Source organism: Gaetbulibacter jejuensis, from assembly GCF_039524015.1.
In the GTDB taxonomy this organism is placed as follows: Bacteria; Bacteroidota; Bacteroidia; order Flavobacteriales; family Flavobacteriaceae; genus Gaetbulibacter_B; species Gaetbulibacter_B jejuensis.
On the sequence record NZ_BAAAGF010000003.1, the window covers coordinates 124,140 to 136,625 of the forward strand.

The window sequence follows — 12,486 nt, forward strand, 5'->3', positions numbered from 1 at the left end:
ATGAATCCATAAGCGTGGTACTTCAAAACATATTTGAAAAACAGAATGTGCTAGATTTTCTAATTCTTGTTTAAGAACGCAGCTACAAATTGGTCTTTCTTTCGAGAAGATACTGGTATTTTTTTACCGTTTTTTAAATAAATGATACCAGATTTATCATATTTATCAATAAACTGAAGATTCACCATATACGATTGATGAGGACGTGTAAAGTTTGCAGCACTAAGCTGGTCCTCAAAGGCCTTGAGTGTTTTTGAAACTACATGTTTTTTACCATCACTACAATAAAAAGACGTGTAACCTTTATCAGATTCGCAATACATAAGTTCTTTTAAGTCTATAACCTGAAAACTGTCATGAAGCGACAAAATAATTTTAGAATCTTCATTATTCCAAACAGACTTAACAGTTTTAATTTGTTGTTTTTGCTCAGCTACAGTTAAGTTGGTCACTTTTTTTAAAGCAACTTCAAGGTCTGATATATCTACAGGTTTAAGAATATAGTCTACAGCTCCTATTTTTAAAGCTCGTAGCGCATATTCTTCATAAGCAGTAATAAATATTATTTTGAAGTTGAGGTGTTCTGTTTGATCTAGAAAATCAAAAGCAGTTCCATCAGTAAGATTAATATCTAGGAAAATTAAATCTGGTTTACAGGCATTGGCTACTACAACTGCTTCTTTAACCGATTCGCACTCACCCAATACATTCACATTAGTATCAATAAGTTGCAGAAGATTTAATAACCCTTTTCGTATGTACGCTTTATCTTCAACTAATAGTGTTTTCATGAAATAGCAATGATTTTATGAGGAATTACTAAAGTAACTAAAGTTCCTTGCTCATCAAACTTTTTTCGATCTTCAATAGTTACCGACCCTTCCATATTATAATCTTTTGATAATACTGCAAGACGTTCGGCAGTAATAACTGTCGCTAATGAACTTTTATTTTTGTTCTCAGATTTTTTAACACTATCAATACCAATACCATTATCAGCAATGGTACATAACAGTTTTTTGTTAGTGTATGCAAGTTTTATATCTATACGCTTGTTATCTGTTTGGTCTTTAAACGCGTGTTCAATAGCATTTTCCACAAAAGGTTGAATGAGCATTGGTGGAACTTCAAACAATGTAACATCTATAGCTTCATCTACCAAAATAGTGCAATTAAAAGTGTCATTCTCTAAATTTTGAAGTGTAAGATAATTTTGAATTGCCAATAATTCTTGCGAAAGCGATACCATTTTATCTCTTGAATTTTCTAAGGTTATACGTAGTAACTTTGAAAACTTAGATAGATACTGAATAGATTTCTTTTCTTCTTTGTTTAAAATCATTCCTTGTAGTACTGACAACGAATTGAATATAAAATGAGGCGTCATTTGCGAGCGTAATAGTTTTTGCTCCATAACCACGTTTTGGGTTTTTGACTTTTCGTTTTTTAATCTTTGACTAAAAATTATAGAACCAAGGATAATTGACACCAATAACACACAAATAATTGCCCATAAATAATTACGCTTTGACTTTTGTAAATCTTGAGACGTAGCTTGTACTGTTTTAGTTAGTTTAAGCTCTCTTATACTTGCAGAGTCTAGTGCTTGTTTGTATTTGTATTCGTACTCTAATTGCGTCATCTTTTCAATATTATCTTCATTGAAAATACTGTCATTTAATATTTTGTATTGCTGATGACTTTCAAATGCTTTTTTATAATTTCGGGTTTTCCCATAAATATCAGAAAGCAAACCATAGGCATTTTTTTTATGCCTTAAAAGACCATGCTTCTCCGATGAATCTGCTAATCTTTGAGCATTCTCCAACGCCAGATCATATGTTTTCAAACGATAATAGGTGTCAGCTAAACCATGATAGGAATCCATCATATCGTACGATTGGTTAATTTTCAAATTTATGTTTAAGGCTTGATCAAAATAGCTCAAAGCTGTAGCATAATCTTTCTTTTGAAAATAGGCAAACCCCAAACCATTAAGTGCTGTAGCTAAATTTACTTTATCATCAATTTCTTTACTCAACACTATAGATTCCTTAAAATATGTTATGGCTTTGTCCAACTCATCATTATCATAATAAATACCCGCAATATTATTTTTTAAGGCTGTTATGTTTTTTACATTGTATTTAGCATTATCTATGGCATGCGCTTTGTTATAATAGCTTAATGCCTTATCATTTAAGCCTTGAAATCGGTACAAATTCCCTAAATTAATCAAGGATTGAAATATACCAATAGAGTCTTTACTTTTTTGAGCTATGTCTAAAGATTGATTGTGATAATTTAAAGCTAATGGATAATTGCTTTGCTGGTAATACACATTCGCAATCGAATTGTAACAGTTCAACATACCCAATGAATCTCTGTTTTTTATATTATTCTCTAAGGCTAGTTTAAAATTTTCAAGAGCTTTTTGATACTCACCAGTCTCTGAATAGACATTTCCAATATTATATAAATAACTATGTTTATTGGAATTATCTCCTAACTGCTCTGAAATGCTTAAGGTTTCTTTGAAATGTTTTAAGGCCAAATCATAATTACCTCTATATTGATGCAAAACGCCTAAACCATTGTTGCATTTTTTCAAACCATTTAAATCATTTATGGAGTTGTAAACTTCTAGGGCTTTGTTGTAATTCTTTATGGCAACTTCAAAATTGACCTGCTCTGTGTAAACAACGGCTCTTATGTAGTAGCTGTGGGCTATAAACTTGGTAGCGTTTAATGCTTTGGCTAGATTTAATGCTTCATCATTATATGCTATAGCTTGAGGTGGGTTGTTTCTATAATTATAAAACGCCAAGTAATTGAGTGTATTAACTCGAATCGTGTCTTGCTTTTGATAAGTTTTCAATACATTTTCCAAGCTATCTATTGCCCTATTTTGGGAGTAGATTGAAATTGATTGAAATAAAATGCAGACTAAAACAAAACAAGACAAATGGATTCTTTTCATAAGTAGATTAGATAGATATTCTGTAAAATTTTCCGTACAAAAACAAAATAGAAAATTAATGGTTTTTAAGTATAAAGTTTTAATATAGACTTTAAAATTTAAATAAATAATCAAAATAACACTATAAAATGTACTAAAGTATATAGAGAATCCATTTTAGAAGGTTTTCAAGACATATATGTTGAGGATTAATACATATTTGTTAAGCCGATTAAACCAATTTACTTAATAAAACTATTTTCACTGCTGTAAAAGTTTCCATAGCACCTTTTATTTTATTTTTTGCTTTTACATCACAACTTAAACAAGTTCTTACAGCTTGAGCTTAGGTTTTAATATTTGTAAAAATGAAAAAGGCTGCCATTAAGACAACCTTTTTCTGCTATTAATCAACTAACAAATAGTTCATTTAACTATAAGGGAAATTAAACTCACTACTTATATTATATGACCACTATTGAGTTTTTACATTTATAAATTCTTCAATTTCTTTATTTGATATTTTAGGATTAGCACCTGCATAACTTGCCACTAATGCTCCAACAGCACTTGCATAATCTATAGCTTTTTGTGGTGAATTTTTATTTAATAATTGATGTACTAATGATGCTAAAAAAGAATCTCCTGCACCTACTGTATCTTCAATTTCTATAGAATAACCTTCGTTATAATAAAAGATGTTATTTATATAAATTAATGCACCATTTGCACCCAAAGTAACACATATTGTTTTGGTATTTGTGTATTTAGAAATATATAACACAGCGTCTTCTAGCTGTAATTGTTTACCAGATAAATGCTCACATATTTCAAAAATTTCATCATCATTAAACTTAATGAAATCAGCTTTTTTCATTAAATCCTTTATGAGCTGATAAGTATAATGTGGTTTGCGAAGATTAACATCAAAAATCTTATAAGGTGCTACTTCTAAAAGTTGAAACAAAGTTTCCTTAGTATTTTGACTTCTAGAGGCTAAACTTCCATAAATAAAAGCATCTGATTGTTTTACGCGTTCTATTGTGTTTTGGTTTAAAGCAATTTTATCCCAAGCTCTTGGTTTGTGAATTATATACGTTGCTGAACCTTGTGAATCTAGTTTTACCTCTACACTACTTGTTGCTAATTCTGTATCTTTTTGAATATATGTACTATCTAATTCGTAATCGTTTATATATTTTAAAATAGCATCTCCATCTTCATCATCTCCGATTTTAGTAATTATTGAAACCTCATGACCAAAAGATTGCAAGCGCAAAGCCACATTTAATGGCGCACCACCAATGGTTCTTCTATTAGGAAATACATCCCATAATACTTCTCCAAAACAAACTATATTACTCATTAGGCTATTTTTACTCGTGATGAATTTTCTGATTTCACACTATTAATAACACCTTTATTTACAATACTATGGTATGCGTTTTCATAAGCTGTAATAAATGCTTCGGATGCTTTTAAGTTTCCAAAAACAGATTCTATTTCCAAAAAGTATTTTGGTTGTTCTTGTGCTGCTTGTACAGCGTACTCGTGTAATGTTGTAGCTAATGCATCTTTAACAACAAGGTTATTTCCTTGTTCGTCTTTACCTAGACTATAGATAGCCCAAGCTGCAACAACAAAAGCTGCTAATTCCGTAGACTTTGCTATTTCTAAATTTGATTTTACTGTAGGTAAAACAAAAATTGGGAATTTTGCAGAACTCTCTGAACAAATACGATCTATTTGATCTTTAATACTTACATTACCAAAACGTTGTATTAGTGACTTTATATAAGCATCTAAGTCTACATTTTCTAAATCTTTAAGGGTTGGTTTAACTTCTAGATGCAAATAATTCTTTAAAAACTCTCTAATATTTACATCATTTACAGCTTCATCTATAGTTTCATAACCAACTAATGCACCTAAAATTCCTAAAACTGTATGACCAGCATTAAGCAAACGTAGTTTCATTTTTTCAAAAGGTTCTACGTCTTTTACAAATCTGGCACCAACAATATCCCACAAAGGTCTTCCGTTTACAAATTCGTCTTCAATAATCCACTGTTTAAAAGGCTCGCATACAACAGGCCAAGCATCTTCTACTCCACTTTCTGTTTTCAACATATCAATGTCTTCTGCTGCAGTAGCAGGTGTGATACGATCTACCATACTATTAGGAAACGAAACGTTTTTGTTAATCCACGATACTAAACCTGGTTCTGCTAATTTCACATAGCTTAATAACATCGCTTTTGTCATATCACCATTACTTTGAATGTTATCACAAGATTGAATTGTACAACCATCAACACCTTGTGATTTTCTTAATTTTAAAGCTTGTGTGAGATAACCAAAAATAGTTTTAGGTGATTCTGGATGGTCTATATCATATAGAATATCTGGATTTTGCGCATCAAAAGCTTCTAAAGCTTCACTATAATTATAGCCACCTTCTGTAATAGTTAAAGTAATAATTTTAATATCTGGACTAGCCATTTTATCAATGACACTTTTTGGATTTTCTGGCGCAAAGAGTAACTCAGTTATAGACCCAACAACACGCTTACTCAAAGAACCATCAAATTCTTTTACCATTAGTGTATATAAACCGTCCTGATTTTTTAAAATATCGTATATTTTTTTGTCATGTGGCAATAAGGCTACACCACAAATTCCCCAATCTGTAATGGATGAATCATGAAGTAATCGATCTGTATATAGTGCCTGATGTGCTCGATGAAAACCACCAACACCAACATGAATTATTCCTGTTTTTATTGCATTTCTATCATAAGCAGGAATAGAGATACGATCTGCTATTTTGCTTAAATTTTCCTGATTTAATTTATATGTTGTCATAGCTACTAGCTTTTACTTGATTTTTCTAATCTTAATGCCCAATAAGCTGTTACAAAGTATAATAAAGTACAAATAAAAGTGTATTTATAAAAGATTTCACGATTGTTTATATACACCTCTTTAGTATCACTTCCAAATAATACAATGCACGCTAATATCAGAGAGATTGCCAATACAGTAACCGAAATAATTCTAAGCAGTTTAGAGAATGGTGTACTGGTTTTTACTATTATTTCTTCAGTATTAGCTTTATGTTCTTGGTATTTTTCAACCTGTTCATTACGTAAATTTTCTTTTGCTTCTTCTTCTGGGTATTTTTCCTTAGCTCCATAACGACCAGCTAAAATGGTATATAGAATTATAGTGAAAATCCAAGTTGGGATAAATAAGTAAAAGAAGGACATTACATTAAGTGCATTTAGCCCAAAACCAAATACCAAACCTATTGCCCAAGATGCAATTGCAGGTGTACTAGTGGTTAGTTTTTTATAATGAAGCCAATATCTAGAATAGCCAATTTTTGGGAAAATTTGATGTTCAGCGAAAACAATAGCTCCAACAGGAACAACAATTAAACCTGCGTATGTTAACAGCGGTAAAATTTGTGAGAACACAAACGGGAAACACGCTACTAAAACTGTAATTAATCCAACGATTAGCGTTGTTTTTTTTCTTGACGTTTTTTGAAAAACTGCTTGAGCTGCTAATCCTGCTCTATATAAATTTGCAACAGCTGTAGTCCAACCAGCAACGATTACAATAACAAAGCCAGACCAACCTAAAGCATAAAACGCAACATCACCAGGATCTAATTCTACTATTGTCTTTCCTAATATTACAGCTGCTCCTGCTCCCATAATTCCTGCTGCAATCCAAGCGACGTAATGTCCAAACATCATTCCTGTACTTGTTGCTAAACCATAAGATTTCTTCTTTGCAAAACGAAATAATGCCATGTCTATTAATCCAAAATGTGTAATGGTATTTGCTGCCCAAGCAAAACCAATAACTTCTGCTAAACCAATACCTTTTTCACCTTCACTATTAAGACCTGTCCAAATAGATTGATCTCCTAGACTGATGATTTCTGACCAATTTTTTGGGATTGTAGTACCAAGAACCTCTAAGGATAATTCCGGCAATAACACAAAAGCTCCACTTATAAACATTACAAACAACCAAGGTGCACAAATACTAGAAAATTCTGAAACTGCTTTAAAACCATAGATAGCAATACCAACAACCACTAATCCAACAATAAGTACAATAATTACAAACCAAAAATTTGTAGGATACCAGTTTAATTGTGGTGGTATATCAAAAGCAAATCTAACAGCAGTCGCAGAAACCGTAATCATGGCAGCAGATATAACTGTAAAAATGACAACGTTAGCCCAATTGTATAACTTTGTCATAGAATCTCCAGCAATTTTATTAAGATAGGTGTACAAACTAAGACGTGTTTCTACAGCTATTGGTGATGTAATAAGTGTCCAACTTAAAACTGCTAAAATATTACCTATTAAAAGGCCTAATAAAATATCTTTTGTTGATGCGCCTAAGGCTACAAATGTTGCTCCAATAACAAATTCGGTAGCAGCTACATGTTCTGCAGCATATAAACCTGCAAAATGATTCCAGTTATGCAATTTGTTTTTTGCAATTGGCAGCTGATCTACCTCTAGCGCTTCAAACTGCTGAAAATTAGTATTAGTATTCATTTTCTTTTGATTATTTATTAGTTAGTTAGTCAGTAGCTCTTTAGTACATATAAATATTATATCAAGATTTTAAAAAAGTTGTATATCGAGTTGCAGTACTGTTTTTTCTTGTTCAGGATTCCACATAGCTGTAACTTCTATAGGAATATTATGATTAGAAATAGAAATCGATTTGTTATAAGCAACACCAACATTAATTACATTTCCTGCACTTTCAGTATAAAACGTTTTATCTGTTATAAAAGACCAAGCTCCACCAACAAAAGCAGAAAAATGAGAAGTATCGTTTTCCCAAATTTTATGTTTTACTTCAAAATAATGAGTCCAAGAATCTTTTAAACTACCATCATCTTGTATTTCATAATCTCCTGATCCACCACCAATAATGGTCGCTAAATACAATAGCGTTTTTGGTGTTACGTAATACCCCAAATTAACATCTACAAAATTATAACCTTGTGTTTTATCGTAGCTCCAATAGCTTAATTTATCTCCTCGTTCTTCCACACCTGTATAATTATTGTGTGTTACGGCTTCAATAAAAAAACGATTGTTAAACTGATATTTAGTATATATTGAAAACTCTTTGTAATTAGCACTTACAAGCTCACCTGTTTCTTTGTGCTCTACATCTACACCAGAAAAACTTGCGCCTCCCCAAAATCCAAATGTAAACTTCTTATTTCTTGTATTATATTCTAAACTTGTTGCAAATAAAGCACTTGGATGTACTACAAATCCATGCCAGATATGCATGTTTTTAAGATGTGCATTAATAGAAAAAGGCTTGTAAACATTATCAACTTCACTATTTTGAGCATTAGCATAAGTTGAAAACAACATAATGCTACTTATTGCAATTGTTAAAACAATCGCCTTTAGAGTTTTTGTAAACAAAAGGTTGAATACTTCTCTTTTACATAAAGTCTTAAATGATTCATTATGAGTTATCGCCAAAATAGTCATAATATAAATTATTAGTGAAAAATATTAAACGTCATTATTACGTTTATTTTTCAAATGTATGAATTGATTTTTAATTTCATACAAAAAATCAAAAAAATATGTATTATTTTAGCATTATTATATGTAATATTGATATTTCAACAGAAAATATCGCTAAAAAATCACACCCACATTAAATGTTTTAATGACGTTTAAAATGCAATTATGACTTCAAAAGAAATTTTAAATATATCTGTAGATTGCGTAGTATTTGGATATGATCTTAATACAAAAGCATTAAACGTACTTTTAATAAAACGATATCTAGAATCTGAAGATAAAAAACAGATATTAGTAAATGACCATGTATTAACAGGTTATCATGTATTAGAAAATGAAACTTTAGATCAATCTGCAACTAGAGTACTTAAAGAATTGACAGGTCTTACTAATCTGTATAAAAAACAATTTAAAGCATTTGGAAATCCTGATCGTTTAACGAATGAAACAGATCTCATCTGGATTAAAGACCAAAAATTCGATAAGCGCACTATTACGATTGCTTATTATTTTTTACTTAAAACAGAAGATGTAGATTTAAAAAACAATAAATATGATGCAAAATGGTTTCCAACAAAAAACTTACCGAAATTAGGTTTTGATCACGAAAAAATAATAAAAGAAGCATTAGAGGATTTAAAAACAAAGTGTTTGTCTGAACCTATCATTTTTGAATTACTTCCAGATAAATTCACTATAAACGATGTGCAAGATGCATATCAGTCTATTTTAGGGATTGAAATAGATAACCGAAATTTTAGAAGAAAATTAATAAATAAAAAATACATCATCCCTCTAGACGAAAAACAATTTGGTGTTTCAAAAAAACCAGCTAAACTCTATATGTTTAGTAAAGATATTTATGAAAAAGTTTTTAAGAAAAATTATCTTATAAGTATTTAACTAATCTTTTGGCATCAATTATTTCCACCATTTTTTTGTGGTATAGCTGCTATCTTTAACATATATTTCTTCACCAATTTTAGGTGTTACCACAGTTAACTTTTTTGTTTTTGCTGTTGCTGTAAATCGCTCTACAGGATCTGTCCATGTATGCATTGCAAGTTTAAATGCGCCCCAATGTATTGGCATTACTTTTTTCGCATTTACATCCAAGCCTGCTTGAACGGTTTCTTCAGGAAACATATGTATGTCTGGCCACATTTCGTTGTACTGTCCACATTCTATCATAGCGAAGTCAAACGGTCCGTACTTCTCACCTATTTCTTTAAAATGATCGGCATAACCACTATCGCCACTAAAGAAAATATTGTCATTTTTGGACTGAATTACCCACGACGACCAAAGTGTTTTTGCTCTATCGGATAATCCGCGACCAGAAAAATGTTGAGCTGGTGTACATACAAATTTTAAATCGTTAAACGTAGTTTCTTCCCACCAATCGAGTTCTGTAATTTTGTTTTTATCAACTTTCCATTCAAGTAAATGTGCACCAACGCCAAGTGGCATATAAAAATGACCAACTTTATCTTTTAAAGCCTTTATCGATTCGTAATCTAAATGATCGTAATGATCGTGAGAAATTAGTACGGCATCAATTTTTGGTAATTGTTCAATTGTAATTGGTAATTCTTCAGAGAAACGCTTACTTCCTAAAGTTGGATGTGGCGCAGGAACACTGCTTAACATCGGGTCTATTAAAATAGTTTTACCTTGTGTTTGCAGTAAAAATGTTGAATGCCCAAACCAAACTAACCGTGTATCACCGTTGTAATTAGCAATATTTAAAGAATCAATTTTTGTTGAAGGTAAATCATGTTCTGGTTTTGTATTTGGCTGACTTTTAAAAAAACCCATTAAGGCCTTACCCATATCTTTTAAACTCATATCGAGTTTAACATCTTTGGTGTTTTTAAATACACCATCCTTATAATTTTTTGAAGTTTTATAACTTTCAATTGCTTCTTTAGAGGGTTTTCCGCCAAATTGAGGATTAAATTGTACAAATAACACCACAATCAATGCGATTGCAGCAACAACTATTACGATGCTTAACACCATTCCCTTTAAAAATTTTAAAAGTTTACGCTTCACTAGATTTTTCTAATTGCTTTCTTATATGATCACTATCCCAATGATTATCGTAAGCTACAATACCTCGTTTAAAATCAGCTTCAAGGAGTTTTTCTTGTTGCTCTAGTTCTTTACGAGCTTTAAAAATATAGTCATCGTCACGCCTTGGTTGCTCTGCCATTCGCCTTAAACTGGCTTCATCATATTTAATAAAATTTTGCACCTGACGGTTAAGTGTATATTTTCTAAACCCAAGCTTATGCAAAGCATCACTAGCTAAAGCCAATGACGTATCTAAGGTTTCACGATAAATATTATTTACATCCATATTAAGAAGCTCATAAGCGTCATACCTATTTTTGGTTCTTACCAAAAGCTCTACGTGTGGATATTTTTCTTTTACAATTTTGGTAATAGCTTTAGCAACAGACACTTTGTTAGTAGCGCAAATCAATAATTTAGCTTCAGCTATTCCTGCAGATTCTAATAAATCTTCGCGTGTGGCATCACCATAATACACTTCAAATCCCATTTTACGAAGAAAATCAACACGGTTAGAATCAAAATCTAAAATTGTAGCTTCAATACCATGTGAGCGTAAAAAACGTCCTACTGTATTACCAAAGTGCCCAAAGCCTACTAAGATTACCTTTTGCGATTTAGCAATATGATCCATTGGACGTTTTATAGATTCTTTTGTACCTACTTTAGGAAGAATTAGTCGCTCATTGATTACCGCTAAAATTGGTGTTAACGACATAGATACTGCAGTTATTACTAACATCGTATCCATTTGTTCTTGTTCTAAAATCTCAAGTTGAAAAGCAAATGACAGTAATACAAAAGCGAATTCACCAACCTGAGCTAAACTGAATGTTAGCAATACATTTTGATCTAATTTAAGTTTAAAGATTCGTCCAGTGACAAATAACACTAATGCTTTTATAATAATTATAGCAAGTAAAATACCTCCTATAGTTAACGGACTATTAGCAATAACCACAAAGTTAATAGATGCTCCAACAGCCATAAAAAAGAGTCCAAGTAACAGGTTTTTAAATGGTTCTAGCGTACTTTCTAACTCGTGTTTAAATTCACTAGTAGATAACACTACTCCACCTAAAAAGGCACCTAAGGCAGGACTTAAGCCTACAAATTCCATTAGAAAAGAAATTCCGAAGACAATTAAAAACGCAGCGGCTATCAATAGTTCTCTTACTCCTGTTTTAGCCACTTTACGTAGCATTGGCACAATAACAAATCGACCTGCCAATATAATAACTACCACAGATAAAATAATAGCTAAGGTTTGTAAACCAATTGGTAAGCTTTCTATTAATGTAGATGAAGAGTGACCTCCATTACCTTCAGCATGCTCATTGGTATTACTTAATAACGGTAAAGCACCAATCATAAATATGACGATGATATCTTGAAATAATAATATGGAAAATGAACTAGAACCAAAGGTGGTATTCATTAATCCTTTTTCCTTTATAGTTTGCAATGCAATTGCGGTTGATGACAGTGCTACAGCCATACCAATAGCGAGTGCAACCTGCCATTGGTAACCTAAAACAGCAAACAACACATAGGTTAAACCAACGGTTAATGCAACTTGTATGCCACCCATACCAAGTATGGATTTTCGCATGTTCCAGAAATTTTTTGGTTCAATTTCTAGACCAATTAAAAACAGCATTACTACCACGCCAAACTCTGCAAAGTGTAAAATATCTTCACCTTCTTCACCAATAAACCCTAACACATATGGACCAATTAATACTCCAGCTAATAAATATCCAATTACCGAACTTAATCCTAATCGCTTTGCTATCGATACACAAATAATGGCACCAGCAAGGAAAACAATCGCTTCAAATAATAAACTTCCAGACATAT

9 protein-coding genes are annotated in these 12,486 nt (G+C 31.6%); 1 reads left to right on the forward strand and 8 read right to left on the reverse strand.

What is annotated here, in order from left to right; all coding sequences use genetic code 11:
* Positions 1-59: 59 nt before the first annotated feature.
* The 6 genes from ABD011_RS10175 to ABD011_RS10200 all read right to left on the reverse strand — a co-directional run bounded on the left by ABD011_RS10175 (position 60) and on the right by ABD011_RS10200 (position 8,388).
* Positions 60-791: a LytR/AlgR family response regulator transcription factor gene (locus tag ABD011_RS10175; RefSeq protein ID WP_343797995.1), complete on the reverse strand. Its 732-nt coding sequence runs from the start codon at positions 789-791 to the stop codon at positions 60-62.
* Entirely contained in the window at positions 788-2,878 is a 2,091-nt protein-coding gene (locus ABD011_RS10180) for a tetratricopeptide repeat protein (protein WP_343797997.1), read from the reverse strand. The genes ABD011_RS10175 and ABD011_RS10180 overlap by 4 nt, the downstream gene beginning before the upstream one ends.
* A gap of 556 nt (positions 2,879-3,434) precedes the next feature.
* Positions 3,435-4,325: a carbohydrate kinase family protein gene (locus ABD011_RS10185; protein WP_343797999.1), complete on the reverse strand. Its 891-nt coding sequence runs from the start codon at positions 4,323-4,325 to the stop codon at positions 3,435-3,437.
* The gene (locus ABD011_RS10190; protein ID WP_343798001.1) at positions 4,325-5,824 is read right to left on the reverse strand and encodes a mannitol dehydrogenase family protein; all 1,500 of its coding nucleotides are present in this window, start codon (positions 5,822-5,824) and stop codon (positions 4,325-4,327) included. The genes ABD011_RS10185 and ABD011_RS10190 overlap by 1 nt, the downstream gene beginning before the upstream one ends.
* A 5-nt stretch (positions 5,825-5,829) precedes the next feature.
* Positions 5,830-7,545 carry a purine-cytosine permease family protein gene (locus ABD011_RS10195; protein WP_343798003.1) on the reverse strand — a complete coding sequence of 572 codons (1,716 nt, stop codon included), beginning with the start codon at positions 7,543-7,545 and terminating at the stop codon, positions 5,830-5,832.
* A gap of 69 nt (positions 7,546-7,614) precedes the next feature.
* On the reverse strand, positions 7,615-8,388 hold the full coding sequence (locus ABD011_RS10200) for a hypothetical protein (protein WP_343798005.1): 774 nt from the start codon (positions 8,386-8,388) through the stop codon (positions 7,615-7,617).
* A gap of 327 nt (positions 8,389-8,715) precedes the next feature.
* Here ABD011_RS10200 and ABD011_RS10205 point away from each other — a divergent pair, with 327 nt between their 5' ends.
* Positions 8,716-9,453: an NUDIX hydrolase gene (locus ABD011_RS10205; protein WP_343798007.1), complete on the forward strand. Its 738-nt coding sequence runs from the start codon at positions 8,716-8,718 to the stop codon at positions 9,451-9,453.
* An 18-nt stretch (positions 9,454-9,471) separates the two neighbouring features.
* Here ABD011_RS10205 and ABD011_RS10210 read toward each other — a convergent pair whose 3' ends face one another.
* Positions 9,472-10,605, reverse strand: a complete 1,134-nt coding sequence (locus tag ABD011_RS10210; protein WP_343798009.1) for an MBL fold metallo-hydrolase — start codon at positions 10,603-10,605, stop codon at positions 9,472-9,474.
* A complete protein-coding gene (locus ABD011_RS10215; protein ID WP_343798011.1) occupies positions 10,595-12,484 on the reverse strand; it encodes a monovalent cation:proton antiporter-2 (CPA2) family protein in 1,890 nt (629 codons plus the stop codon). Before ABD011_RS10215 ends, ABD011_RS10210 begins: the two co-directional genes overlap by 11 nt.
* Between the last annotated feature and the right edge of the window lie 2 nt (positions 12,485-12,486).

Excerpts from the sequence above, each read along its gene's own strand:
- ABD011_RS10175 (WP_343797995.1), bottom strand. The coding sequence starts at position 791 with ATGAAAACACTATTAGTTGAAGATAAAGCGTACATACGAAAAGGGTTA.
- ABD011_RS10185 (WP_343797999.1), bottom strand. The coding sequence starts at position 4,325 with ATGAGTAATATAGTTTGTTTTGGAGAAGTATTATGGGATGTATTTCCT.
- ABD011_RS10190 (WP_343798001.1), bottom strand. The coding sequence starts at position 5,824 with ATGACAACATATAAATTAAATCAGGAAAATTTAAGCAAAATAGCAGAT.
- ABD011_RS10195 (WP_343798003.1), bottom strand. The coding sequence starts at position 7,545 with ATGAATACTAATACTAATTTTCAGCAGTTTGAAGCGCTAGAGGTAGAT.
- ABD011_RS10200 (WP_343798005.1), bottom strand. The coding sequence starts at position 8,388 with ATGTTGTTTTCAACTTATGCTAATGCTCAAAATAGTGAAGTTGATAAT.
- ABD011_RS10205 (WP_343798007.1), top strand. The coding sequence starts at position 8,716 with ATGACTTCAAAAGAAATTTTAAATATATCTGTAGATTGCGTAGTATTT.
- ABD011_RS10215 (WP_343798011.1), bottom strand. The coding sequence starts at position 12,484 with ATGTCTGGAAGTTTATTATTTGAAGCGATTGTTTTCCTTGCTGGTGCC.